The sequence below is a fragment of the Moorena sp. SIO4G3 genome (assembly GCF_010692305.1).
GTDB lineage: Bacteria > Cyanobacteriota > Cyanobacteriia > Cyanobacteriales > Coleofasciculaceae > Moorena > Moorena producens_A.
This window is the reverse complement of the sequence record NZ_JAAHIG010000014.1, coordinates 51,136-76,688: the sequence shown is the minus strand read 5'-3', so window position 1 is coordinate 76,688 and position 25,553 is coordinate 51,136. Positions and strand designations below refer to the sequence as shown.

Here is a 25,553-nt window from a genome sequence, read left to right as displayed (position 1 = left end):
GTTAGTATTACTATACTTGTAATTAGTGTAAGGGTGAACGGCTGAGTGCGATGGCCTTTGGCCACGCTACGGGAACGCATCCAATTCAATCAACACTATAGGGTACCTAAATAAATTGTGAGAATTTTTGTTCCCGACTCCCGACTCCCGACTCCCGATTCCCTATTCCCGATTCCCGATTCCCGACTCCCGACTCCCGACTCCCGACTCCCGATTCCCGACTCCCGACTCCCGACTCCCGACTCCCGATTCCCGATTCCCGATTCCCGATTCCCGACCATGAGGTCTAAGGAGACTAGCCAAATCAGGACCACTGGGAATAATTCCACCTGGATTGAGGGGGAACAGATTTCCGTAGTAATCCCGCTTGACATCCTCTAAGCTACAGGTATCAGCAACTCCGGGAAGCTGATACAAGTCACGCAGGTAGGGACCTAAGTTATCGTAGTCCTGAATTCTGAAACGGTTGCACTTGAACAATCCATAATAGACCACATCAAAACGGAACAGAGTGGTAAATAGACGCACATCTGCCAGGGTTACCCTATCCCCACACAGGTATCTACTGGTCTCCAGGGCTCGATCAATCTTATCTAAGGTTGTGAATAGCTGATCGCAAGCTTTCTCATAAGCCTCTTGGGTCTGGGCAAACCCGCAGCGATAGACTCCATTATTCACCGTGTGGTAGATAGTCTCATTCCACCCATCAATGGTTTCCTTCAGTTCCTCTGGATAAAGGTCTAGGGTAGGATTAGTCGCGAACTCATTGAACTGTGAGTTCAGCATTACGATAATTTCTGCACTCTCATTGTTGACAATGGTTTTGCTCTGTTTATCCCACAGCACTGGAACTGTGCAACGACCGTTGTAGCCTGTTTGTGCCAGGTCGTAAAGCTCAGGAAGCGTGTCGCAGCCTTCCTGCTGCTCATTAAATACCCAAATCCCCTGATTTGAGGAAGGAGAGGCAATGAAGACCGGTATTGCGTCTTGGAGTCCCTTCAGTGCCCTGACCACGAGAGTGCGGTGCGCCCAAGGACAACCGAGTCCTACATAAAGACAGTAGCGTCCTGCTTCGGGTTGGTAAGAATTCTCTGCTTCTGTCCCGATAAAATTCCTAAACTCGCTGGCAGGGCGAATGTACTCTCCAGAATTATTCCGTGGAGCCAGCTTCGACATCATCATTTGCCAGATAGTTGTCCAGACAAACTTTCCCAACCTGATGATCAGTGTTGGTGGGAGTGACTTGCCTTTCTTCTTAGTTTCAGCAGCTCCGGTCATGATGGCAATTCAGTAAGACATCTCTAAGATACCAACAAATTCTGAGCAGTGGCCTGATTACCCTAATAGGGCTAAAAAAGAACCGTGACTTACGGTGTTGGAGCCACGGTTCTTTTTGAGTCAAATCTTCCGGTTTTCCCAACCAAACTAACGTCTGCTAGGATTCATCTCCCTTAGAATTATCATTTGGATCGATCTTTGGTACCCAATTAGGAGTTTCTGACCCTTCCCAACCAGCAGGACGTTTAGAGTTGTACCAAGCAATCGAGCCAATCACAACTGCTGCCACAAAACCCACAACATACACTAGGGTAAACCACAAGGGAAAACTGCCTGCTTCCATCAATACATACATAGCCAGTTTAGATTTTCTCGTATTTCGGTTATCGTACCATCCAGCATGATGGCTTCGATACCGTAAGCTATCAGCTATCAGCTATCAGTATTCAGCTATCAGTATTCAGCTTATGAGCTATCAGTATTCAGCTATCAGCTATCAGTATTCAGCTTATGAGCTATCAGTATTCAGCTATCAGCTATCAGTATTCAGCTATCAGCTATCAGCTATCAGTATTCAGCTATCAGCTATCAGCTATCAGCTTATGAGCTACTTCACAGGCTAGAAGCCTGTGCCACAAAGCTGACCGCTGACCGCTGACCGCTGACGGCTAACAGCACCTATTTTCTAGCTGCTGGGGGAGCTAAGGGACCTCCTGCTGGCTTGCGTTGAGGCTTAGGACGAGCCGCCGGTTTGGGAGCAACTCTGGGTGCTGGTGCTGGTCTGCGCCTTGCTGGTGCTGGTGAATACCTGCGCTTTGCTGGTGCTGACCGTCTCGGGGCAGTGTTTCTAGGCGTATAGCGTCTGGTGGTAGTTTTACGGGGATAAGACCGTTTAGTTGTTGTCGCTTTGCGACGGTAATACCGTTTGGGTTGAGAGCGTTTCCTAGACACCCTGACCCGATTACTACGACGCCGTGTAGAACTGGCTCTTCTGGTTGAACTAGCACGTCTTGAACTAGTTCTTCTCCTTGACCGAGTTGTGGAAGCGGTAACGGTAGTGGGAACAAATTTCTTGTTAATAACTCGTTTAGGTTTAATCGGCTGAGCTTCAATGGTAGCTTCCCGACCGGATAACTTCCTGGGGCGCTCAGTAAAGGACTCACGGTCTAAGTCTTCGATTACCTCCAACATGAACTGACGCCAGGTGGCAGCAGCAGTTGCACTAGAACCCTTGGTAGGCTTGTTATCATCATTACCTAACCAAACCCCAGCGACTAATTGGGGAATATAGCCCACAAACCAGAGGTCACGGGCATCATCCGTAGTGCCGGTTTTGCCAACTGCTGGTCGTCCAATTTGAGCCGCTGTCCCAGTACCCCCGGTAACCACACCCCTGAGCATCCAGGTCACAATCGCTGCTGTTTCTGCATCAATAGCTCGCTCACCCTCGACTTTGTGGTCGTAAATCACGTTACCGTGCTGGTCAATAATGCGGCGAATCCCATGAGCATCGTGGTGAATACCTTGGGCGGCTAAGGTGCCATAGGAATTGGTAAGTTCTAATAGGTTTACCTCAGATGCTCCTAAGGCTAGGGAGTAGGTGGGATGGAGTTTGGATTTAATCCCCATTTTTTGAGCCAGTTTAATAATCGGCTCCCAGCCCACATCCACTAGGGTTTTGACGGCTACCACATTCACCGAAGAAACCAGGGCATCCCGCACTGAGATCGAACCCCGGAATCTCTCACTGTAGTTTTTAGGTTCGTAACCATCTACTATATACCCCGCATCCATGTAGCCTTTATAGGGAGACATCCCTGTTGCTACTGCGGCGGCATACACGAAAGTCTTGAATGTAGAACCGGGCTGACGCTGAGCTTGGGTGACCCGATTGAGGTAATTATTGCTATCTAGGTCATTAAAATCCTTACCCCCGACCATGGCTTTGATCTGACCATTGCGGGGATCGACGGCAACGAGTGCAGCTTGTCCAAACCGCTGGTAACGACCATAGGTTTTCATGGTCTTTTGGACAGCAGTTTCAGCAGCATCTTGCCACTCTAAATTAATTGTAGTTTCAATGGTCAGCCCTTTCTTAGCCAGTACTTCTTTGGAAACGTATTTGGGCAATTCTTGTTGAATATATTCCGTGAAATAGAATGCTTTACGCTCCAGTCGCTTCGGTTGGCTTGGTTTAATACTCAGGGGCTCGGCCATAGCTTTGTTGGCTTCAGCCTGGGAGATGTAGCCATTTTCCAACATCCGCTGCAATACTACATCACGACGCTCTTTGGCTGCTTTTTGCCTAGAGCTATTGATTTTGCCCTCCAACAATGGCGAGTAAACACTAGGAGCTGGGGGTAATCCCGCCAGTGTTGCCATTTCTCCCAAGGTCAGGTCTTTTACCGGTTTACTAAAATAGACCCAAGCCGCATCAGCAATCCCGTAAGCACCGGAACCCAAATAGACTAGGTTTAAATAACGCTCCAGGATTTGATCTTTGCTCAAATCCTGCTCAATTTTCTGCGCCATGCGCATTTCTTTGAGTTTGCGTACGATGCTGCGTTCGTGATCAAAGTAGACAATTCTAGCAAGTTGCTGGGTAATCGTGCTACCTCCTTCTACTACTCCCCCAGCTTTGAGGTTAGCCACAGTAGCACGGAGAATACCCTGGCTATCTACCCCTTTATGCTCTTTAAAGCGTTGGTCTTCAATCGCAATGAAGGCTTCCATCAGGGTTTCGGGTATTTCCCAAATCTTGAGGGTCTCATGGCTAGCTGGCCCAATTTGCTGGATAATACTGCTGTCGGCAGCTTTGATGGTGATGGTGTCATCTCGAACATAGGTCAAGACATCCTTAGTAGAATCTGGCAGAGAGCTTTCTAGCTTTTGCCAACCCCAACCCAATGCGATCGCACTGCCACCCACCCCTAGTCCGATCCAAAACCAGGAGCGACGATAGATTGCTTTTGGTCCGATTAGCGGTTTGATAACCGTACTAGATACACGCTTAATTCCGTTGAGAGTTTGGGCAACTACCCTCGGTCGCTTCCGCCGTCTTGGCTTTGATGAGGGGTTATTGCCATGATTAGACACAGCACTCTCATTTAAATCCGATTTCTCCCCCAGTTTCTTTGAGGGATTCGGAGGGTGGTGGCTATGTCGATCTTGGGGCTTCGGGGAAAATATTGACACATCAACTCCTTAGCAATACAAAAGCAGCCATAACATGTTGTCGTATAACTTGTTGTCTATTTTAGGGCTTAAAATTTTAAATTTAGTGAATCTGTAACTTTTTTCTTTCTGCTTGCAGAAAATCCGGATTTACACGTAGTAGGTAAGCATTCAGCTATCAGCATTCAGCGTAAGCATTCAGCTATCAGCATTCAGCGTAAGCATTCAGTTATCAGTTATCAGCGTGTCGCGTATCAGCTATCAGCCAAAGGTCTGTGGCCACGGTACTTGAGGTGATTTTGAATAAAATAAGCTGACGGGTGTTCGCGCACGCGTGAGCTAAAAGCTCACGGCTGACAGCTGTTCGCGCACGCGTGCGCGTAGGGCATATGCTTACCTATCAGCTATCAGCTTATGGGCATAGGGCAAGCTACACCGAAGAGCTTTTGAATAAAACAGGTAAGCAAAAGTTTAATCTCTGTTACGGAAAGCTGACGGCTGACCGCTGACGGCACCTCAAGTAGCACCATCTGTAGCGCATATGCTTACTATTTGTGATTGGTTATTTTTAACTAGTAGTTAAGCCTAGGGTGAACTACTAATGATGACCAAAGCATAATGAGAATATAGCAATTCTCAGCAACGTTGGAGCGACATGGCTCTACCTTTTAAGGCAAAAGGCATCCATGCAAAAGGCAATAGTAAAGATGGTTTTAACGGAATCATATCCCCCCCTTAAGAAGGGGGGTTAGGGGGGTCCCCTAGTCAAAAAAGACTGTACTTCATAAGTGGGATAAACGCTATAAATAAATAAACCTTATTTTTTTGTATTCTTCAATCCAATACGTCCTCTTTAAACCCTGTGGTATTTTCCTCCGAACGTCTTCTGTTTACACCAGCCACTCCTGACGACCATGCCATTCCTACTATCTTTGCCTTTCCTAATCAATACAGTATAGGTATTACTAGTCTTGGCTATCAGATAGTGTGGGCATCTTTAGCCTTGCGCCCTGACTTAAGGGTCAGCCGCTTGTTCACCGATTACCATGAGCCATTACCGAGACAGCCAGAATTACTAGGTTATTCTATATCATGGGAATTGGATTATGTCAATATCTTAGGGGGATTGGAATTTTTGGAGATACCCCTGTACTCAGCACAACGGGACTCTAGCCATCCCCTAGTATTTGGTGGCGGTCCCGTGTTAACGGCTAATCCAGAACCCTTTGCTGACTTCTTTGATGTGATTTTGCTCGGAGATGGGGAAATCCTGCTAGATAATTTTATCGATGCTTATCAAGAGGTTCGGACTGCTGAACGTAATACTCAATTGCAGCATTTGGCTCAAGTCCCTGGAGTTTATATACCTAGTTTATATGACGTAACCTACCATGACCTAACGAGTGCGATCGCATCCATTAAACCAGTGTCTGATCAGATTCCTGCCACGGTATCTAAACAGACCTATCGGGGCAATACCCTGTCTGCTTCCACAGTGGTCACCGAAAAAGCCGCTTGGGAAAACATCTACATGGTAGAAGTGGTGCGCAGTTGTCCAGAAATGTGTCGCTTCTGTCTGGCCAGTTACCTTACTTTACCATTTCGTACTCCTAGCGCGATCGATGCTTTGATTCCAGCTATAGAACGGGGATTAAAGGTAACAGACCGGATTGGCTTACTGGGAGCATCTGTCACCCAGCATCCCGAGTTTGATGTGTTGTTAGATTACCTAAATCAGCCACAATACGACCATGTGCGCTTGAGTATTGCTTCGGTGCGAACCAATACAGTTACCGAAAAGCTAGCCCAAACCCTAACTAGACGTAACACCCGTTCGATTACGATTGCAGTAGAAAGTGGCTCACAACGGTTGCGCGAGATTATTAATAAGAAGCTCAGCAATGACCAAATTATCCAAGCAGCAGTGAATGCTAAAGCAGGGGGATTAAAACGTCTGAAACTCTACGGGATGGTAGGAGTTCCGGGAGAGGAAATAGCAGATGTTGAAGAAACTGTAGCGATGATGGAACAGATTAAGAGAGCAGCCCCCGGTCTAGGCTTAACCCTCGGGTGCTCCACCTTTGTGCCCAAAGCTCATACACCCTTTCAGTGGTTTGGTGTCAATCCCCAAGCCCAGAAGCGCCTCAAGTTGTTGCAGAAAAAATTGCGATCGCAAGCCATAGACTTTCGACCAGAAAGCTACAATTGGTCAGTCATTCAAGCACTCATTTCCCGAGGGGATCGTCGCTTATCCCAACTCTTAGAACTAACCAGGCATTATGGGGATTCCCTAGGCAGTTTCCGCCGTGCCTTTAAACAATTGCGAGGACAGTTACCTGAACTAGACTTCTACGTCTATACCGACTGGTCAACAGAGCAAGTCTTGCCTTGGAGTCATCTGCTTGGGCCACTTCCCCAAGCCACCTTGCTCAAGCACTTAGGTGCTGCTACAGCCCTGGGGTTAGGGAATGGGGAATAGGGCGTGTGGGAGGTGTGGGAAGTGTAGAAAGTCAGTTATTTTATTAAACGGGGTACCTATTTGAGCCAAAGTTCCCGACTCCCGACTCCCGACTCCCGACTCCCGACTCCCGACTCCCGACTCCCGACTCCCTACTCCCTGTGGCCTTTGCTATTTATTATTAAGCATTCAGCGTGTCGCGTATCAGCCTGTCGCGTATCAGCTATCAGCCAAAGGCCTGTGGCCACACTACTTGAGCTCCGAACAGCTTTTGAATAAAATAAGCTGACGGCTGACGGCTGACGGCTGAATGCTTATATTGCTGACGGCTGACGGCTGAATGCTTAGATTGATTACTGTTACTAATTACAACCTATGATTGAAATCTTCAATGAAATCCAGAATACATGGCAGGATATAGTCCTACCTGTAGATAAAAGGACAGATTGTTGGACAGTTAGCCAACAATTCCGTGATCATGTCAAACAATTTTTCCCGAAAAAACAATATAACTTATTAGAGGTGGGATGTTACAAAGGTTTGACCGCAAAGCACCTAGCGGATCACTTCACTCAATATCTGGGTTTAGATGTTAACGATAGATACCTGAGAGTAGCAAGACTAAACAATATTTTTAATTCCCATGTCAAATTCCAAAAATTTGATGTGTATACTTCTGATTGGAATGAGTTAACCTTTACTGCTGATGTGGTTTTAATAGATGCACGTCATAAATACGAGTATATCAAACAAGATATTGATAACTGTTTAAAGCGATTTAATAATGCATTGATCATTTTTGATGATTACGGAGCATGGGAAAGCGTCTTTAGGGCAGTTAATGAAGCCATCGATGACGGGAAATTAGAGGTAGTTAAAGAAATTGGAGTTGAGAAAGGCCAGCAACTGTGGCCAGATCAGAATAATCCATACTCTTACACACATTTTGGCTCAGAAGGATTGATTTGCCGTAGTAGTAGAGCGATGGTCAATTAGGTTAGGTTTTGAGGGAGTAGGGAGTAGGGAGTAGGGAGTAGGGAAGTCAGATTAGCTGCACCTAACATTCGACTCTAGGGTTGAGTAATAGTTGTTCTCTACTTCATTTGTTCCGGTAGCGGCTTAGAGCATTGGATTCCGTCAAGTCAAAAAGACACCGCTTAACTAGTTAAAATAACTTAACGTTAATCATTCTTAACAGAAAAGGTACCCTCAAGGGTACTGTTAAGCCAGAGTTAGATCTGACATTCTATAAATGTGTTGATGAAACCTAATTGCAGCAAGAGGTAAAACCCATGCCTTACAAATACTATAACCCCTGTGTGTTCCAAGTTCCGATCAAATTAGAAGTACCCATTGTTCTCGATATCGCTGTCGCTGCTAAGCGTAAGTGTTTTGATAAATATGAGGACATGGAGCTCATTGAGGCTGAAGGTAACGAAACTGCTGAGTCACCCCAACCGGTTGGCACTTAGTACCTTTAGCGGGACTGTGACAAAATTTTAGCTGGCCGGTAAAAGAAGCCCCACATCCTGATGCGTAGCATAGGTGTGGGATGAATTTTACACAGAGTCCTTGGGATCGGGAAAGCGAGCTATTAAACTTCTAAGTACCTCAGATTGGTTCATTCCTCTCTTCTCTGCCTCTTGTGCTAATTTTTTCTTTCGTACAGGTAGTGTTGACTACAGGAGGAACTGGTGTTACAGGTCGAGATGGTACACCAGAAGCGATTCAACCCCTGCTGGATAAGGAAATCCAGGGCTTTGGTGAAATTTTCCGCATGATTTCCTACCAAGAGATTAAGACTTCTACTATCCAATCTCGTGCCCTGGCTGGTGTGGCTAACGGAACATACATCTTTTGTCTGCCAGGATCTTCTGGAGCTTGTCGGACAGGTTGGGAGCAGATTATCAAAGACCAACTCGATTTGGGCAATTCCCCCTGTAATCTGGTGGAACTGATGCCACGTTTGCGAGAAACCTAATCTTAGCCATAGATTTCCTGTTCAAACGGTAATTGGCAACTGAGTGCCTCAGTGGATAAGTGCTAAGTGCTGACCCAACTTGACTTGAGCTGATTCCTTAACTTAGCAATCGCCTGATATTTGGTAATCCCCGGATTTACCTCCGGTCTTACTCAACAGGCGAATCGATTCAATCGCGATAGACTTTTCCAAGGCTTTGGCCATATCGTAAAGGGTCAAAGCCGCAACAGAAACTGCTGTTAGTGCTTCCATTTCGACACCAGTTTCAGCTTTAGTAGTCACAGATGCCTGAATCTGGTATCCCGGTAGTTGGGGGTCAGGTTCCACTTGAACTTCGATCTTGTGTAGGGGCAAGGGATGACACAGAGGAATCAGTTGGGAAGTTTGCTTTGCTGCCATAATCCCAGCCAGCCTAGCGGTTCCTAAGACATCACCCTTGGGGGCATTACCAGATTGGATGGTGTTGAAGGTTGCGGTTTTCATCCGTACCTGAGCAGCGGCTACTGCCTGACGTTTGGTAAGCTCTTTGCCAGAAACATCGACCATCTGAGCTTGACCTTGACTATCGAGATGGGATAGCGAGCGATTGATTTCCACAAGAGTATTGCAAAATTTTTGATCTATGTGTTATGATAAGTAACTGTTGAGCCACAAAAAACTGGCAGAAGTTAAGGGCTTGTAGCTCAGTGGACTAGAGCACGTGGCTACGGACCACGGTGTCGGGGGTTCGAATCCCTCCTAGCCCGTTTGTTAAGCTAAGGCATTCTAGTGTCTATAGCATATAAATCCCGTTCACGACCGATGGCAAATCTGAGGGAACGGGATAAATTTTTGTTGGACTTGGTCATAAAGATAATCAGTGCCAAAAATGCTATACCAGCACTACAGGAAAAAATTCCTCGATATCCTAACAGGTCGGCGAAATAACCAAAGATCGGCCCAGCTAGGCCAATCCCTAAATCAAACCCACTAATGCAGACAGCGAATACCTGACCCCGTTCGTCAGCAGAGGAGCGGTCAGTCATCAAAGCAGTCATCATCGGTATGAATAATCCAGTGCCAGCTCCTTCTAATAAACCAGCTAGTAAAAATCCAACTTCCGTATCAGCCTGGGAAATCATCAACATTGAGATGATATAGCAAACCACACTAGCGGTGATAAAAACTCCTCGTCCATACCGATCAGATGCCTGACCAGTTAATGCACGAATCACAAAACTAGCGATCGCAGCAGCTGTGAAAAACAATCCTGGATTGAGATTAATACCAGTTTCTCGAATAAACAGAGAGACAAAGCTAACTTTTGTTCCAAATACTATACCGAACAACAGCATTACCAAAGCTGGAATTCCAAGAGGAGGGCTGGTTAACAACTGCCATAGTTTGACCAATAGCTGCCAAATCGAGTTTAACCAAGATTTTGATTGTTCCTGCTCAGGTCTAGCAGACCTAATTGGTTCACGAATCTGACTCCCTAAGAGCACACCCAGCCCACCTAGAGCTGCAGACACTAAGAATAAAACAGTGTAGCTAACCTCTTGTTGTAGAAAACCCCCCAGCGCTGGTCCGAGACCTAAACCAATCGATGTTGCCAAACTCATATAACCAATTAACTCACCTCGCTTGTCAACAGGGGACAAATCGGTGACTAGAGCCAAATAACCGATGGTAAAGGCTGAAATACTGATGCCATGAAACATTCGAACCAGCATCAACAGGCTAATCGACTGGGTAAATAGATAGCCCAAAGGCGCTAGAGCTACAGCGCTAGTACCAATAATTACTACCAACTTGCGACTGTGCAGGTCTGCCATACGCCCCAGTGGGTTTCTAAACAGCAACAGACCAATGGCAAAGCAACCCATTACTAGCCCGACCTGTTGCTTAGTCCCACCCAAGTCTTCAATATATTGCGGCAGGGTTGGCAACAAAGACGTTAAGCTTGACCAAAACAACAGACCAACAGTAAATAAAATCAGCAAACTTTGGCGTTGCTGCCCTTCCAGGGTCTGAAAAACTTTCACGCGCTCTATAATCCTGACAAAACTCGCACTTGAGATAGTTAGATCAGATCCGATTGAATAATCATCATAGTCCTTATGGGGTAATCAGTATTTGCTAATGGCTGATGGGTAATTGTCAATTACCCATCAGCCAAAGGGCTAACATCCAACAATCCAGGAACTATTTGGGAAGTGATTAACCGGACTTAATATTACTTCTCTAGTTTACTCTTCTTAACAATTTACCCAGAGGCTTAGACAGGGTGATGGGGTGATCGGCGTTGGGGGAAGAATATCACAACCTGTTTTTGTTCACAAATTAATTAAGATGGCGATGCTCTGAAAGAGCCGCTACGCGATTGACCTTGGCCAAAAGGCCACGCTACGCGAATGGTCACGCTACGCGATCGCAGCAATAACTAAGCTCAAGCTTGGCTACTGGTAGCGCATAATGTAGCGCTCAGTATTATCAGAAAAGTATTCCGCAAAGCCTTTGTAGAAGGGATAGTGGTCTTGCTGTTAGTAACTTTACAGGTTTTACTTTATCAAAGATAATTTTGACGGGGCCTGTGGCTTACGCGAAGCGTCACCATTTTCACTATTTTATTTAACGGTTTATGATCCTCTAATAATTGATTTTCTAGCCCAGTCTTTAGTATTCTCCAGGTAAGTCACCAGCATTTTCCATTCTCTAGCTTCTTTGGTCAAATCCTTAACATTGCTCAGGTAGACTAGAGTAATGCGGCGCTCTTCGTTATCAGAACAAACCTCCAGAATAGTTTTGTATAGCTTTTGCCAATGCTCTAACCAGTTATCTTCAATGGGATCAAAAATTGCCTCGAACAAATTACTCCATAATAACTCAATAGTTTTAATAGTTTTGAGATTTTCCTCGGTAGGCTTATCCCAGCCTACATGGCGCTGACGTAATACTTTAATAGGTGGGGGATTTTCACTCATAGACAGCAATTTACTCTTCAGTCTTTGGAGCTACATTCCTAGAATTCCCTAAATGCTGTCTTAACGTCACAGTCTTACAACAGGTGTGAGCTGTGGCGAATTTAATTCTTAATGGTAAGAGCGCACCTAAAATCAAAAATTCCTCCTAGCTTAGCAAAGAATAGGAGGAATACTCGATTAGTTGAGAGCTTCCGTGCTTGAGGCGGAGCTCATCAACGTTGCCAAAATCTGCTTAGTCTAAAACCTAGAGCCATTGAGCCTATTACCTAGAAGCATTAACCTACCTTAACGGTCTACTGACCCCATAATGATGTCAATACTACCGAGAATCGCCATAATATCGGCAACTTTGACTCCTGTGAGGATATGGGGCAGAATCTGTAAGTTATTGAAATCGGCTGGACGAATCTTCCAACGCCAAGGAAAGACATTATCATCACCAATAATGAAAATTCCTAGTTCTCCTTTCCCAGACTCAAGACGGACATAGTGTTCACCCTTGGGAATTTTGAAAGTAGGGGCAATTTTCTTGCCCATGAACTGATAATCGAAGTCGTTCCACTGGGATTTGCGACCCTCTGCCATCCGCTTGGCTTCTAGGTTTTCGTAAGGACCACCGGGAAGTCCTTTTAAGGCTTGACGGATAATCTTAACGGACTCCCGCATTTCCCTAATCCGCACCACATACCGGGCAAAGCAATCACCCCCGGTTTCCCAGTGTACTTCCCAATCGAAGTCGTCGTAGCATTCGTAGTGGTCAACTTTGCGCAAGTCCCACTTGACTCCAGAACCTCGTAGCATCGGGCCAGAAAGTCCCCAGTTAATCGCTTCTTCCCGACTAATGGTACCGATACCTTCAACTCGGCGGCGGAAGATAGGGTTGTTGGTGATTAACCGTTCGTACTCATCAACTTTAGGGTCAAAGTAGTCACAGAAGTCTTCGCACTTATCGATCCATCCATAGGGTAGGTCAACAGCAACTCCACCAATACGGAAGTAGTTGTTGTTAATTAACCGTTGTCCACTGGCAGCTTCCCATAGGTCATAAATCATCTCCCGTTCCCGGAAGATGTAGAAGAATGGGGTTTGGGCACCCACATCTGCTAGAAATGGTCCAAGCCACAGCAGGTGATTGGCAATCCGATTCAACTCCAGCATAATCACGCGGATGTAGCTGGCACGTTTGGGTACCGGAATATCTGCTAATTTCTCTGGGGCATTGACTGTAATTGCCTCATTGAACATCCCTGCTGCATAGTCCCATCGGCTCACGTAAGGGACATACATAATGTTAGTGCGATTCTCGGCAATTTTCTCCATGCCTCGGTGCAGGTAGCCAATTACCGGCTCACAATCTATCACATCCTCCCCATCCAGGGTGACAATTAAGCGGAGAACGCCGTGCATGGAGGGATGGTGGGGACCCATGTTGATCACCATGGGTTCGGTTCTGGTCTCGATCTTTGCCATATTTTGATTAATTGCCCCAACTGTTAGCTGCTAGGTGTTAGCCGCTAGGTATTAGCTTACCAAAACAGAGGCAGATAGGTGGTGTATCTTGTTAACTCTAACAATGCCAGAAAAATTTGATATTCTTAATTCAAACTGTTAATTGCTGTTTAAGCTCATTGTTTCCAATGCTTAGGTTAACGGGAATTGCTACGTAGAAGTTCGGTTCTACGATCCTTAAACTATCAGCAATCACATTACCATCTTTATCAAAGGAGTTGATAGTTTGAATTACTGCACTAGCTGTGCATCGGGGGTGGATTGTGGTTCCAAGGTGGTTATTACCAAGTATAAGTGAAATTTTATCCCAAAAGGAACTAATTGGAAGCGATGACAAGGTTGCTCTTTCCTCAGAGCAAGCAACTGTGATTGAAACTTGTTCAATAGGTGCTAGCAGTCACAGGACAAGAGAAGGGGCTAGCCCTAAGCATAGGGCAGCAGCAGCTAAAGCTCAACGGGAATGGCAAAGTGCGATCGCTACCTTGGAACAGTTGCTGTTGCCAGCGGTTTCAGGAAATGGATCAACAAGCCATAATCCCGAACACTCCTCGAAGCAAGGATTAATTCTAGCTGGTCCTGCACCAGTCTTAAGTGATCGAGAGCTACTGGCAAGTTTCGAGACTGGGATTTTTACGAACGACGCCTTGAATGCTTGGGCTTTTATGCCCTTCCAGCTACCTCCGGCTCAACCTGAGACTACTCCATTTGTAGAAAATACGACCATTCGGTTACCCCTGTTTCCAGGAGACCCCTTAGCTAACGAGCAGTTTTGTTTAGTGTTTACCAAAGACTTTAGCTTAGTCATGGTCTCTGGAGAAGACCACTTTGGGGTTCCAGGCTTTCAATTCTCCTTTGACCCAGAAGATATCCAACGTGTTTGGACATCACTGCACCGTAGACTATTACTGAGCAGTTCTCATCATCTCAAGCAGTTGGAAGCTTTAATGGAAAAATTTGTGCCAAAGCCCCCCGATTACCGCATTGTAATGAACTTTGGTCGTGGGCTTCTGGAGAATTTACCAGAACTGCCTTTAGTAGAACTAAGCCAGACTATACCGGTTACAATATCCGAGTCAACAATGGTTCAGCCAAGACAACCTCAGCATCAGAGGGATAGGGTCAAAACTGGTAGTCACTCACAAAATGGGTCTTCTAGTACACCCTTTGCCAAGAAACAGAAAGGAAGTGAGCCTAACTGGCAACGATTGGTGAAAAATGAAGCGCGAGGCTTTCCTAGAATCTCTGCTGTTCAGCCAAAAGAAAATTCTGAAGCTACACCTGACCTTGAGTTGCTCCGAGCTCTGACCCATGAAATCCGGACACCCCTAACTACAATTCACACCCTGACTAAACTACTGCTTAGACGTCGTGACTTACCTCCAGAAGTTATGCGGCGTATAGAAATTATTGACCATGAGTGTAGCGAACAAATCAACCGCATGGAGTTGATTTTCCGGGCAGTAGAATTAGAAACCACAGCAGCCAAGCAAACCCCTGTTAGCCTGACTTGTATATCTCTGGCTCGGGTTTTTCACAACAGCATCCCCCGCTGGCAAAAACAAGCACAGCGGCGTAATTTAACCCTAGATGTAGTCTTACCGCAACAGTTGCCAACAGTGGTCAGTCATCCCGCTTTGCTAGATCAGGTACTAACTGGCTTGATGGAAAATTTCACCCGGTCTATTCCAACAGGGGGTCATATCCAGTTACAGGTTACACCTGCTGGAAACCAGCTGAAGTTACAATTCCAGTCTCAGATTAATCGGGAAACAATCGCTGACGACCATTGCCCGACATTGAAGTCCCTTGGTCAGCTGCTGACTTTCCAGCCAGAAACGGGTAGTATCAGTTTGAATTTGAATGTCACCAAAAATCTATTCCAGGCGTTGGGTGGTAAACTAATTGTTAAGCAACGACCCCAACAAGGTGAGGTGATGACAGTATTTTTACCGTTAGCTGACCTGGCTAAGACACCCCTGCCTGGGATTGGTTGACCATTACCTCAACGATTTTTTAAGTTTCAGAGGCAATTGGTAGCAACACTTTAAATTGGGAGCCTTGCCCAAATCGACTAACTACTGAAATCTTACCACCGCCCCGTTGTAATAACTGTTGCACAATGGTTAAACCTATCCCTGCACCAAGGTCTTCCCTAGGTGTTGACCTACCCCGATAAAAACTGTCAAAAATTTTAGGTATGTCACTTTCAGCAATGCCAATACCTGTATCACTAAATATTAGCTGAACATACTTGCCCTTACGAGTTGCCTGTACTCTAACCTTACCGCCAGAGGGAGTAAACTTTAAACTGTTGTGCAATATATTAATCACGATATGCCTCAAGCCAACCTCTGAAAACAAGACTGAGGGGAGATTGGCAGGAATGGTGTAGCCGAGCTGGATGCCTTTTTCTTGGGCGAGGGGTTGATAGGTGCTGACAATACCAGGAACAATCTCTGCTAGCTGCAACGGCAAAGTTTGATCAGTTTGGGGGTCACCCTCTAGCTGAACCAGTTCTAGTAATCCAGCCACTAAGGAATTTAAGCGATCGCATTCTTTATAAAGAAGCCCAATATAGCGTTGGCGTTGGGCGAGCTTCATTTGTGAGGCATCCAGCAGCTTCAGGGCAGTTTTCATGTTCGTTATCGGTGTCCGTAATTCCTGAGCGACTCGCTGGAGTATCTCATTACTCATATAAGGCTCAACCCTTGATAAGGAATTCTTCCCTACCACAACCGGCTCAGGAACTGCTGGGGGTGATGGGGGAGATTGGTTAATCTCTCCGATTGGCTGTGTTGCCAGGGTATCCTGAACAATTTCTTCTGTACGTTGTACTTGTTTAACCAACAACTGGGTTAGTAGTTTATGATTAGAGCTTTGAGGGGTAGCTAAAAGGGTTTCCCAATGGCTGCGTTGCTTTGCTGTAGTGGTTCCAATAACTGTGCTTAACCCCTCTAAAAACTGCCGAATTACTGATTGCTCAAGGGTAAAAACAGCTAACAAAGGTTGACTGAGTTCACTATCAGCTAAATTTTCCGATTTGGACAGCTCAGGCTGGCAAGCCACAATTAAACTACTATAGTTCTCACAGAGAATTAGTAAGAAATATTCCTGTTTTAGATGAGAGTCAGTCTCCAACTGTAGGGAAAACAGTTGAGAATCTCTGTTCAGGTTAACTACCTCTTTCCAGTTATCTCCTAAACAGTGGCACAGATAAATCGTTTTGGGTACATCAACGTGTTTTTGATACCGTTTTATTTCTCTGTGCCAGCCCTCAGCTTGTGGCTTGACCCAAATTGTGGCTGAGATGTTTTGAGCAATTAGCAGGTCAAAGGTTGCTCTGACTAGCGATTTCAGGGTGACAGGAGTGATTTTCAGAGACTCGGGAGAGGCAAGAGTCTCTAAAACCAGCTGGTAGAGAGACAATTCTGGATTAGGTGGCAGGTTCATCGAATTTTCGCGGCTGGATACCCCATCCCTCTATAGGGTGGGGAGGAAAGCCCCGCCTCCTTTTAGTAGTTGACAAGTAAGCCCGTGGAGCGTTTGAGTAATCGGACTTTCCGGGCTGAGAATTGTCCGATTCTTTTCCAGTTGCTATTGCTCACTGAAACTTGTGTTGCCGTATCGCCACTGATCCACCCTCGGTAGGTCTGACCCGCTTTTACAGCTTCCACGTAGTCGCCTTTACGGAAACCGTGGCGAGTGGTGGTTCCTCCGTACTTTCGGCGTTTACCGCCCTTGGAAAATTGGAGTAGGTGGAGTTGACGACGGCTAATTGGCGGTCGGGAAACCACGGCGAAAGGTGCAAGGGTGACCACCGCCACGGTGGGGGTCACGACTTTACCGTTGCGGTAGTACTGGGTCTTGACTTTTCGGAAGGGGAAGGATGCCAAGGCTATACCGTCGTTGGCGTGAGTCTCAGCCGTCTGACGACTCTTATCGGTCTTGTCTTTGGCTAACCCCAACCCTTTTCGTGCCATTGAGGTCTCCCATCCCATCTTTTGGGTGACGGGGACCGTGAATGTTGCCTCAAGGCGTTGGATGGATTGGTATTGCCCCACCATCACTGGAGAGAAAGCTTTTGTCCCTTTGGCTTTGACCACTTCATAGACGATCTGGCTAATGGGATAAAGCTCGAATAACTCACTGACCACACGAAACTCTAAATCACGGTTGGCTTTGATGGATGGGGGAAGCTTTTTGGCTAGCCGATTCTCAAAGCGCTTCTGTCTGTGAGCGCGTTGGTCGTAGGGAATTTTGCGGTTAATCCGACGGCTACGGCGAGTTCGCCGCATCATGCGTCGGGTATCCATCCGGTCTCTGACCTTGGGATAGGGGAGTACCAGATGACCCGTCCAGAGGGTGGCTTGGGCTGACTGGACAGCCAAGCCAGTGAACATTTTGCCGGGGTCAATCCCCACAGCAATCGACTGAGTTTCGTCGCCTGATGCTTCAGCTACTAGTTGAATCGCAAAGATGTCGAGGGCGTTAGGGTAGATGACAGCTTTACCTTCTTTAACCCAACGTCTCGCTCTAGAGGCTTTTGTCGGCATTAAGGGTTGTCCATTTGGTGAAATTACTGGGACTCGTAACATGGAGATAATCCTCACGAGTAAAGTGTTTGGGGGTTACCCGTCCCCTAGGTCACCTCATTCAATATGTCCTTTCTGCAAGCGACTGACAACACAGTCTTACAGTGGTACGGACTGGGGAAGTATCCGTACGTGCGTACCAGAATGAGGCTCGATGACCTAGTCAAACCTGGGAGAGTTAGTTGTCTCTCCAAGCCTCAACCTGGCCGTAGGCCACGCGTGCGCGTTCAACGCAGTAGGTTGGGGTTATTGACTTAGGGTTAAAGGTGGTTTCGTTAAAGGTGGTTTGGTTAAAGCTTAAACGTTGACCTTCCATGTGATAATCTACAACCTGCCCGCTGAAATAGCTGTCAATTTGCTAACCTATAACCTGTAACCTACTCATCAAAGCATCTCGGGCTTGCTCTCGGTCATCGAAGTGGATTTTTTCAGTACCCAGAATTTGATAATCTTCGTGACCCTTACCAGCAATTAATACTCCGTCCCCTGGTTGTGCTTGCAAGATGGCAGTCCTAATGGCGGTAGCGCGATCGCAAATTACCATTGGTTCCACTGATTGAGGAATCCCCTCTAAAACCTCCTCTAAGATGCTTTCTGGGTTTTCGGTGCGAGGGTTATCCGAAGTTACTACAGCAACATCAGCTAACTCAGCCGCTATTTTCCCCATCTTAGGACGCTTGGTGCGATCGCGATCACCACCACAGCCAAATACACAAATCATCTTGCCCTCAATAAAGGGTCGTGATGCCCTGAGTAAGTTTTCTAAACTATCTGGGGTGTGGGCATAATCGACAATCACACTAATATCCTGTTCTGGTTGAATTTGCACCCGTTCCATGCGCCCTGGCACTCCTGGAAATTGAGCCAAGGCTGCTGCTACTGATTCTAAATCCAAACCCAGCTCTAAAACTGTTCCTACTGCTGCGAGCAAGTTAGACAGATTGTATTGACCCACTAGGGGCGAATTGAAGCTAACCTCTCCTACGGGAGTATGCATAATTCCTCTAACCCCTGTTGGCTCGTAGCTCAAGTCCCTCGTCGAGAAATCAGCCGATGGGTTTTGGATACTATAGCTCCAGACTTGCTCAGTTGGTAACTGTTGGATTAACCGCTCTCCATAGGAATCATCAGCATTAATAATTGCCCGGCCTTTGAGATAGTCAGAACTAAACAGCTTGGCTTTAGCGCTGAAGTAATCATCCATGTTCTGGTGATAGTCCAAATGGTCTTGGGTGAGATTGGTAAACACTGCCACCTCAAACGGACAGCCCTGGATTCGACCTTGGGCTAAGGCGTGAGAACTAACTTCCATCACTGCCATTTGGGCACCTGCTTTGACCGCTAAGTGGAGCTGTTGTTGCAATTCAACTGCAAATGGTGTAGTGTAGCTTGCTGTTTGCTCAAAACCTGGCCAACGGGCATAGAGGGTACCCAAAAGTGCTGTGGGGATAGGACTAGAGCTATGAGCGAGCAGAAATTCAATCAGATGGGTAGTGGTAGTTTTGCCATTGGTACCAGTGACTCCAATCAGTCTTAGCTGCTGTGCTGGGTAGTCGTAGAAGGCTGCGGCGGTTTGAGCAGACACGGTGGTCATGTCATCGGCGGCAATTATACAAACTCCTGTTTCCCGTGAAAGTTCCTGGGGGGGATGTTTGGCAGCCGCTTGGGGAGAAATTATCGCTGCTACTGCCCCAGATGCGATCGCACTTTCCCAGAACTCTCCACCATCTACCCTAGTGCCTGGCATTCCGATAAATAAATCCCCCGGTTGGCAGGCGTGGGAATTGGTACAGATGCCTGTAACGGTTACATCAAGACCCTCGGGGCTAGGCATTTCCACACTATTGGCAATTTTGGCTAATAATTCCCTTAGCTTCATATCTATCCCACCAAACGACACTATAATATCTATCGAATCATCACAGCCACCAGTCAACCGTCAACCATCAAGCTTTAACAGTCAAACCGTCAACCGTCAATCTGATGTATCGCCTATTTTGACTCACTAACAGGGAAATATTTCCGTAACATTCGCTGCAATTGTTCAACGCTAGCACGAGGAGAGGGGCGAGGCAGGAGCTTTTCCTGACCACAGTGGTTGATACATAGTACTGGCACCTCATACTGATAGGATTGGAACCAATCATCTCGACTGGTAATGTCTCGAACCTCTAGTTTAAAGGTTAAGCCTTCAATCATCTCTAGCTTTTCAAGCAATCCCTCACAAAGATGGCAACCGGGTTTACTGTAAAGAATTAATTCCATCAGGCAAGTTAGTTGAAAATTGTTTATTTAGAAGGTAGTTTAGTAAAGTTAAGAGCAGCTTCGGCAAACACACCTGAAGAAACGTTAAAATGCAGGACAGCCACATTCGCCTTCATGGTACGTCCATTTGAACCAGCCCCATGTCCACAGACCTTCGCCTCGTCTCAGAAAACCGTTGCTTCGGCGGTACAGTAGGTTTTTACACTCATCACTCTCAGACTTGTAGGAGCGAGATGGGGTTTTCCGTATACCAACCCCCTCAGGCGAAAGTCCAATCCGTTCCAGTTCTATATTACCTGTCAGGTCTGACTTGTACAGAAGAGAACTTTATGGTAAAATCAGGGGCTCAGCGATTTGCAGCCAAGTATGGATTGATGTTGGTGGCTCCAGATACCAGCCCTCGGAATACAGGCATTCCAGGTGAGGACGATGAGTGGGACTTGGGGTCTGGTGCTGGTTTTTACGTAGATGCCACCCTTGAACCTTGGTCAGCTCACTATCAAATGTATAGCTACGTTGTCCACGAGTTACCGGAGGTAATTGCCCAAAATTTCCCCGCGCAAGTGGAGAAACAAGGTATATTTGGTCATTCTATGGGCGGTCATGGTGCGTTGATTTGTGCTTTAAGGAATCCCAAGCAGTACCTATCCGTTTCTGCCTTTGCTCCCATTGCTGCTCCCATGCGCAGCTCCTGGGGTCAGAAGGCATTCACCACTTACCTCGGGACAGACCAAGAGCAATGGCGAGCTTACGATGCCAGCGAACTGGTGCTGACAGCCAACTATAACCATACAATATTGATTGACCAAGGCACCGCTGACCCCTTTTACGAGAAGCAGCAGTTGCTCCCTGAGGTGTTTGAGAAGGCTTGTGAAAAAGCAGATCAGCCCCTGACTTTCCGTCTCCAGGTCGGCTATAACCATGGTTACTATTTTATCGCCACCTTTATAAAAGACCATATCAGCCATCATGCTGAGGCTTTGTTGGATTGAAGAAAATGGAGATAATCCCTTGGTAATGAGTTATGGAAACAATAAGTATCCTATCAGCACTTTCCTCCTCTGTTAACCGTTACTAGAGTTATTTAGAAAGTGGTTCATAAAACGCTCTAGCCAGCGATCAGATGTTGGGGCATGTGCCCGGTACCCACTAAGCTGCTCGGTAAGTTTCTGGGTGCCAGGTTGGCAAAGCTGCCGAGAACCAGCTGTGGAACGGCACCATCGCGTAATAGTGGTATCGGTCATCTCAGGATGGAACTGAAGACCGTAAATAGAATTGCCAAAGCAAAAGGCCTGGTTCGGGAACCGCTCACTGGATGCAAGATGCACTGCAGAACAAGGTATTTCGAAGGTTTCTGCATGCCACTGGTAGACCCAGAGGGGTTCTTCAAGGAAGGTCTGTCCATATTCAGATGGGTGGATCTGAAAGTACCCGATCTCCACTAGGCCATCTGGATGAGGGCCAACCCTGGCACCCATCACACGAGCTAATAGCTGAGCCCCAAGGCAGATTCCAAGGGTTGGGGTCTGTTGTGGAAGGACACTGCGCTCCAGCCATTCCAGCTCCGAGTGAATCCCTGGGTTGTGGTCATCATTCGCGCTCTGGGAACCACCGAAGATGATGCAGGCTGCGTAGCCCCTCATGTCGGTGGGAAGTGTATCTCCCTCCACCGGACATCTACGATCAAACATGAAGCCACGTCGCTGCAATGCTTGCCCTACCTTACCAGTACTGGTGTTAGCTGCATGAACAATCACCAGGACCTGCTTACTCATCTTTTGCTCCTTCTATCTGTAGAGTGTACATTTGCTTCGTTGCCTGCCCTTGGCCATCACTTCTGACCTATTACGATGCTTGCTTTGATTTTACGTCTGTGACACAAACTTGCTTGGAATCAGAGTTTATTTATAATGAGAGTCAGTTAATTTTAGTTTGTGGGGATTATATGCGCCGGATTCTCTTATCTGAACAGGAAATACAAATTGCAGCAGAACAATATGGGACGCCTTTATACCTATACAATCTTGATAAAATTGGCCTTCAATATACAAAACTCCAGCAACACTTACCTAGCAATTTTAGAATTTTTTATGCTCTCAAAGCCAACAGCAGTTTGTCCATTTGCCAGAAATTAGCTCAATTGGCATGTGGGGCAGATATCAGTTCAGTTGGTGAATTTACGGCAGCACTCAAAGCAGGCTTTCGAGCCGATCAGCTTGTGTTTACAGGGCCAGGAAAAACCAATGCAGAATTAGCTGCCTCTTTAGAGGCAGGGATTGGTCTAATTGCCCTTGAGTCAGTCAACGAAGCCCAGCGCCTGAATGACTTGGCTGGGAGGTATAGTAAGAAGCAAAATGTTCTGGTCCGTATCAACCCGTCATACAGAACTGATCAAAGTTGTGAAGTTCAGCAACAAAGGGGTAATTTTGGAAGCAGTAAGGGGCAGGGTGGAGAGTCTTCTACGCTAGTTCAAACCCTTGGTAGTAGCGCCAGCAAATTTGGCATAGATCAAGCAAGCGCTACTGAAGGAATTGCAACGATAGATTCCTTACCCAATCTCAGCTTAAAAGGAATTCATATCTTTACAGAAAGCAATGTTCTAAACTATAGGCAATTACTAGCTTCGTGGAGCAATACTATAAACATTGCTAACCGCCTCAATGATAAAGGTTATCCCATCTCCATGCTGGACTTTGGAGGAGGAATTGGCATCCCATTCAACCCTGTTGATGACGAATTTGATATTGAATCTTTTGGTCAGGAATTGCAGCCGCTTTTTGGGAATAATCGTTATCCCTATCAGTGCATTGTGGAAATCGGACGTTATTTAGTTGGAGAATCAGGATGTTATATCACTGAGGTTGTTGACATTAAGCAATCCCAAGGGCAAAAATTCATCATTTTAGATGGAGGAGTTCATCAACTTTTAAGACTGTCCATGAAATCAGCTAATAAATATATGGAAGTGTTGGGAAGAAATGGTAATAACACCCAGAAAGCAACTTTAGCAGGGAAGTTGCCAGCACCTTTAGATATTCTGGTTGAGGACGTTAGTGTTCCAGAAGACATCGCAATTGGTGATCGTTTGGTTATCTATAATTGTGGATCCTATGGGTTTAATTACAGCCTCACCAACTTTGCCCTACATAATTATCCTGCAGAAGTTGCCTATGAGGATGGAATAATGGGGATAATTCGCGCTAAAGGGAATGTAGAGGATTTCTTCATTAACCAAAATTTGGGCTTTGTCACAAAAACTGGGGCCTCAGCGACTGCTGTATTCTAGAGTGGCAATAGCTCTACATTAAGCCAAGAAACAATGCGGGTCGATTGATTGTACTTAATCCCACTAAACCCAGCTATTTATAGACCAAAGGGGGCAAACACTGGAGCCCACAGACGTGAAATCCTTGGGATACAACTGACTTTGCTAAGAGATGGATAGGACTGGGAGAGAAAAAACACCAGCCATTTGAACCGAGACCGCTGACTGATTAGATAACGCACAAAGTAGAAACTGAGGTGAAGGAGTCTTTCCTTATCCTTTTGCCAGCAGTTACGCGGTACCAGAAGGTTAGGACCACAGTTCTCTTCTACTTTGGGGCGTGTGTTTGGGTCAACCAAGTGCATGTACAACAGCTTGGCATGCATCGTGGAATTCCCCAATCCATAGCTTGTAAAGGTGACATTGGCTGGACAGTCGGCAAGCAACATCGTTCCGTCATCTTGGTATTGTTCCTGAAAGAAAGAAGGTATTTTATAGCGAAAACCTGTACAACTTACGATCGTGTCGGCCTCCAAAGTCTGGCACCCTTCGGCAGTGGTAATCTCTACTGTGTGGTTTCTCAGACCCGTGATCTTTCCACGGATGGGCACCACTCGGCCTTGCTGAATTTCTTGATAAATGTTGAACTGCGGGATAGCCGGTCGTTCCCAAATCGAAGGGAAAAGATTGTCCATATTGTGTGCAGCATAGATGGGCCGATATAGAAAAGGCCACTCAATCCACTGGATGAGCTGTGGAATCAGAGTCATCCACATTGGCGAAAATTCGATCAAGTCTTGGAGTGGCAAACTCCTCTTTACATCATCCACCTGAAGGATCTTTGGTCGTCGCACTGCCCAGTAGATAGCCTGACAACCTGAATCCAAACCATATTTAATATGCTCCATGGCAGATGCGCCCCCTCCAACAATAAGGGTCTTGGAACCTGGCCTATGGATTTGGGATGGTTCGTACTCATAAGGGTAGACAACCTCTCCAGCAAATGTTTCTATGCCTGGGTACATCATGTCCATCCGCTCACAGAGATGACCTGTGCAGATCAAGACTCCATCGAACTGCTCCCCAGCATGGTGGTTAATCGAGAACTTTCGGTTCTTGTCACGAAAGATAGACTCGACACGCTCACCCAGTCGGATTCGGTTTGTCAGCTCCTCCTTCTCACACATATGACGCAGATTTTTTACAATATCTCCTGCGGAAGCTCTGGGCTGCGGCCACTGGTTCGAGTGGTGAAAAGTATAAGCGATGGAAGGCATTTGGAGTGTTGAACTATCGTAGGCGAAGGTGCTCCAGGTTCCCCCAATGTCGTCTCCTGATTCGAATATCGTGACCTCAACACCTTGTCTCTTTAGCCAGACCGCTGAGCAAAGGCCGCGTACCCCTGCACCAATAATAGCAACGTGGAGAGTATGCTCTTGCTGCTTCTCCTTGATCTGACGTTGCGACAGGAGTGTAAGAATCGGTAACAAAGACACTAAGAGGAGAAGTTGTACAGCGGAAAATATGTAGAAGCAGCTGACGTAGATAGCGTAGAGAAGGGGAAAAAGGATTGTCTTGAAGACATAATCACGTAAAACCATCTCAAATGAAATAATTTAGCAATATGCTGCAAATAATACCATCACGGGGGCACCCAGGGCAAAGGCACCTAAATTTTTGGCGTTGCTTAATAAGCACTTAAACAGAATTAATTAAATAATAATAATCTCTTTAACCCTTACCTTGTAAGACTTTGAGTTTTGTAAAATGTGTAATTAATTTTGTTTACCTGCTTAATGGAATGATTGACCAACGCCGAAATTAAAACCATTAACCATCTAGGATTAATCGCAGCAATTATCGATTTTTATCTGTTATTCCACATTGAAAACAGCATGTTGTAACTAGCAACTTGGGTTATTAAGCTGTTGCGCATTTAAATTGGTTATTATTAAGTTAGAAAAAAAACCGTCAAACCCTCTCCCCTGCTCCCCTGCACCCGAAGCTCCCCTGCTCCCCTGCTGTCAAAACAATAGAATTTAAATGAAAACCAGCTTACCTGGCTTTG

The 25,553-nt window shown here is 46.2% G+C and carries 21 protein-coding genes, 1 tRNA gene and 1 pseudogene; 9 read left to right on the top strand and 14 right to left on the bottom strand.

Features of this window, described 5'->3' with window-relative positions; genetic code table 11:
• Positions 1 to 162: 162 nt before the first annotated feature.
• The 3 genes from F6J99_RS04720 to F6J99_RS04710 form a co-directional block, all read right to left on the bottom strand.
• Positions 163 to 1,278, bottom strand: a complete 1,116-nt coding sequence (locus F6J99_RS04720) for a glutathione S-transferase family protein (protein WP_293111913.1) — start codon at positions 1,276 to 1,278, stop codon at positions 163 to 165.
• 157 nt (positions 1,279 to 1,435) lie between these two features.
• The gene (locus F6J99_RS04715) at positions 1,436 to 1,633 is read right to left on the bottom strand and encodes a hypothetical protein (protein WP_293111912.1); all 198 of its coding nucleotides are present in this window, start codon (positions 1,631 to 1,633) and stop codon (positions 1,436 to 1,438) included.
• A 323-nt stretch (positions 1,634 to 1,956) separates the two neighbouring features.
• Positions 1,957 to 4,473 (bottom strand): penicillin-binding protein 1A, encoded by a 2,517-nt coding sequence (locus tag F6J99_RS04710; RefSeq protein ID WP_293111911.1) that lies wholly within the window; start codon positions 4,471 to 4,473, stop codon positions 1,957 to 1,959.
• Positions 4,474 to 5,314: 841 nt separating this feature from the next.
• Between F6J99_RS04710 and F6J99_RS04705 the strand changes: the two genes are divergently transcribed.
• The 5 genes and pseudogenes from F6J99_RS04705 to F6J99_RS04685 form a co-directional block, all read left to right on the top strand.
• Entirely contained in the window at positions 5,315 to 6,931 is a 1,617-nt protein-coding gene (locus tag F6J99_RS04705; protein ID WP_070394479.1) for a radical SAM protein, read from the top strand.
• Positions 6,932 to 6,991: 60 nt separating this feature from the next.
• Positions 6,992 to 7,189, top strand: a complete 198-nt coding sequence (locus tag F6J99_RS04700; RefSeq protein WP_293111910.1) for a hypothetical protein — start codon at positions 6,992 to 6,994, stop codon at positions 7,187 to 7,189.
• A gap of 96 nt (positions 7,190 to 7,285) precedes the next feature.
• Positions 7,286 to 7,906 (top strand): class I SAM-dependent methyltransferase, encoded by a 621-nt coding sequence (locus F6J99_RS04695; RefSeq protein WP_293111909.1) that lies wholly within the window; start codon positions 7,286 to 7,288, stop codon positions 7,904 to 7,906.
• 296 nt (positions 7,907 to 8,202) lie between these two features.
• Positions 8,203 to 8,382, top strand: a complete 180-nt coding sequence (locus tag F6J99_RS04690; protein ID WP_075904899.1) for a hypothetical protein — start codon at positions 8,203 to 8,205, stop codon at positions 8,380 to 8,382.
• 191 nt (positions 8,383 to 8,573) lie between these two features.
• Positions 8,574 to 8,891: pseudogene (locus F6J99_RS04685) on the top strand (molybdenum cofactor synthesis domain-containing protein); the annotation flags it as partial.
• Positions 8,892 to 8,993: 102 nt separating this feature from the next.
• On the opposite strand, the gene moaC reads toward F6J99_RS04685, so the two are convergent.
• A complete protein-coding gene (gene moaC, locus F6J99_RS04680; protein ID WP_293111908.1) occupies positions 8,994 to 9,488 on the bottom strand; it encodes a cyclic pyranopterin monophosphate synthase MoaC in 495 nt (164 codons plus the stop codon).
• A gap of 75 nt (positions 9,489 to 9,563) precedes the next feature.
• Here moaC and F6J99_RS04675 point away from each other — a divergent pair.
• A tRNA-Arg gene (locus F6J99_RS04675) sits at positions 9,564 to 9,637 on the top strand.
• 9 nt (positions 9,638 to 9,646) lie between these two features.
• Here F6J99_RS04675 and F6J99_RS04670 read toward each other — a convergent pair.
• From F6J99_RS04670 to F6J99_RS04655, 4 genes are all read right to left on the bottom strand, one after another.
• Positions 9,647 to 10,915 (bottom strand): MFS transporter, encoded by a 1,269-nt coding sequence (locus tag F6J99_RS04670; protein ID WP_293111907.1) that lies wholly within the window; start codon positions 10,913 to 10,915, stop codon positions 9,647 to 9,649.
• Positions 10,916 to 11,509: 594 nt separating this feature from the next.
• The gene (locus F6J99_RS04665; protein ID WP_293111906.1) at positions 11,510 to 11,854 is read right to left on the bottom strand and encodes a hypothetical protein; all 345 of its coding nucleotides are present in this window, start codon (positions 11,852 to 11,854) and stop codon (positions 11,510 to 11,512) included.
• Positions 11,855 to 12,139: 285 nt separating this feature from the next.
• The gene (locus F6J99_RS04660; protein ID WP_070390949.1) at positions 12,140 to 13,324 is read right to left on the bottom strand and encodes an NAD(P)H-quinone oxidoreductase subunit H; all 1,185 of its coding nucleotides are present in this window, start codon (positions 13,322 to 13,324) and stop codon (positions 12,140 to 12,142) included.
• 130 nt (positions 13,325 to 13,454) lie between these two features.
• The gene (locus F6J99_RS04655) at positions 13,455 to 13,700 is read right to left on the bottom strand and encodes a hypothetical protein (RefSeq protein WP_293111955.1); all 246 of its coding nucleotides are present in this window, start codon (positions 13,698 to 13,700) and stop codon (positions 13,455 to 13,457) included.
• A 28-nt stretch (positions 13,701 to 13,728) separates the two neighbouring features.
• On the opposite strand from F6J99_RS04655, the gene F6J99_RS04650 reads away from it, so the two are divergent.
• On the top strand, positions 13,729 to 15,357 hold the full coding sequence (locus F6J99_RS04650) for a HAMP domain-containing sensor histidine kinase (protein ID WP_365972603.1): 1,629 nt from the start codon (positions 13,729 to 13,731) through the stop codon (positions 15,355 to 15,357).
• 19 nt (positions 15,358 to 15,376) lie between these two features.
• Here the strand turns inward: F6J99_RS04650 and F6J99_RS04645 are convergent, their stop codons facing one another.
• From F6J99_RS04645 to F6J99_RS04630, 4 genes are all read right to left on the bottom strand, one after another.
• Positions 15,377 to 16,813, bottom strand: a complete 1,437-nt coding sequence (locus tag F6J99_RS04645; RefSeq protein WP_293111904.1) for a DICT sensory domain-containing protein — start codon at positions 16,811 to 16,813, stop codon at positions 15,377 to 15,379.
• 62 nt (positions 16,814 to 16,875) lie between these two features.
• Entirely contained in the window at positions 16,876 to 17,958 is a 1,083-nt protein-coding gene (locus F6J99_RS04640; protein ID WP_070390945.1) for an RRXRR domain-containing protein, read from the bottom strand.
• A gap of 355 nt (positions 17,959 to 18,313) precedes the next feature.
• Positions 18,314 to 19,834, bottom strand: coding sequence for a UDP-N-acetylmuramoyl-L-alanyl-D-glutamate--2,6-diaminopimelate ligase (locus F6J99_RS04635; protein ID WP_293111903.1), 1,521 nt, complete (start codon positions 19,832 to 19,834; stop codon positions 18,314 to 18,316).
• A 113-nt stretch (positions 19,835 to 19,947) separates the two neighbouring features.
• Positions 19,948 to 20,220, bottom strand: a complete 273-nt coding sequence (locus F6J99_RS04630) for a glutaredoxin family protein (protein ID WP_293091465.1) — start codon at positions 20,218 to 20,220, stop codon at positions 19,948 to 19,950.
• 140 nt (positions 20,221 to 20,360) lie between these two features.
• On the opposite strand from F6J99_RS04630, the gene fghA reads away from it, so the two are divergent.
• Positions 20,361 to 21,212, top strand: a complete 852-nt coding sequence (fghA, locus tag F6J99_RS04625; protein ID WP_293111902.1) for an S-formylglutathione hydrolase — start codon at positions 20,361 to 20,363, stop codon at positions 21,210 to 21,212.
• Positions 21,213 to 21,284: 72 nt separating this feature from the next.
• Here fghA and F6J99_RS04620 read toward each other — a convergent pair whose 3' ends face one another.
• Positions 21,285 to 21,995 (bottom strand): glutamine amidotransferase, encoded by a 711-nt coding sequence (locus F6J99_RS04620; RefSeq protein ID WP_293111901.1) that lies wholly within the window; start codon positions 21,993 to 21,995, stop codon positions 21,285 to 21,287.
• 98 nt (positions 21,996 to 22,093) lie between these two features.
• On the opposite strand from F6J99_RS04620, the gene F6J99_RS04615 reads away from it, so the two are divergent.
• Positions 22,094 to 23,506: a hypothetical protein gene (locus F6J99_RS04615; protein ID WP_293111900.1), complete on the top strand. Its 1,413-nt coding sequence runs from the start codon at positions 22,094 to 22,096 to the stop codon at positions 23,504 to 23,506.
• Between the two features lie 77 nt (positions 23,507 to 23,583).
• Here F6J99_RS04615 and F6J99_RS04610 read toward each other — a convergent pair whose 3' ends face one another.
• Positions 23,584 to 25,086 (bottom strand): FAD-dependent oxidoreductase, encoded by a 1,503-nt coding sequence (locus F6J99_RS04610; RefSeq protein ID WP_293111899.1) that lies wholly within the window; start codon positions 25,084 to 25,086, stop codon positions 23,584 to 23,586.
• Positions 25,087 to 25,553: the final 467 nt, after the last annotated feature.

Bases quoted from the DNA above. Each gene is read 5' to 3' on its own strand.
- F6J99_RS04635 (WP_293111903.1), bottom strand. From the start codon at position 19,834: ATGAAGCTAAGGGAATTATTAGCCAAAATTGCCAATAGTGTGGAAATG.
- F6J99_RS04715 (WP_293111912.1), bottom strand. From the start codon at position 1,633: ATGTATGTATTGATGGAAGCAGGCAGTTTTCCCTTGTGGTTTACCCTA.
- fghA (WP_293111902.1), top strand. From the start codon at position 20,361: ATGTCCACAGACCTTCGCCTCGTCTCAGAAAACCGTTGCTTCGGCGGT.
- F6J99_RS04645 (WP_293111904.1), bottom strand. From the start codon at position 16,813: ATGAACCTGCCACCTAATCCAGAATTGTCTCTCTACCAGCTGGTTTTA.
- F6J99_RS04640 (WP_070390945.1), bottom strand. From the start codon at position 17,958: ATGTTACGAGTCCCAGTAATTTCACCAAATGGACAACCCTTAATGCCG.
- F6J99_RS04660 (WP_070390949.1), bottom strand. From the start codon at position 13,324: ATGGCAAAGATCGAGACCAGAACCGAACCCATGGTGATCAACATGGGT.
- F6J99_RS04610 (WP_293111899.1), bottom strand. From the start codon at position 25,086: ATGGTTTTACGTGATTATGTCTTCAAGACAATCCTTTTTCCCCTTCTC.
- F6J99_RS04720 (WP_293111913.1), bottom strand. From the start codon at position 1,278: ATGACCGGAGCTGCTGAAACTAAGAAGAAAGGCAAGTCACTCCCACCA.
- F6J99_RS04695 (WP_293111909.1), top strand. From the start codon at position 7,286: ATGATTGAAATCTTCAATGAAATCCAGAATACATGGCAGGATATAGTC.
- F6J99_RS04690 (WP_075904899.1), top strand. From the start codon at position 8,203: ATGCCTTACAAATACTATAACCCCTGTGTGTTCCAAGTTCCGATCAAA.
- F6J99_RS04620 (WP_293111901.1), bottom strand. From the start codon at position 21,995: ATGAGTAAGCAGGTCCTGGTGATTGTTCATGCAGCTAACACCAGTACT.
- F6J99_RS04630 (WP_293091465.1), bottom strand. From the start codon at position 20,220: ATGGAATTAATTCTTTACAGTAAACCCGGTTGCCATCTTTGTGAGGGA.
- F6J99_RS04665 (WP_293111906.1), bottom strand. From the start codon at position 11,854: ATGAGTGAAAATCCCCCACCTATTAAAGTATTACGTCAGCGCCATGTA.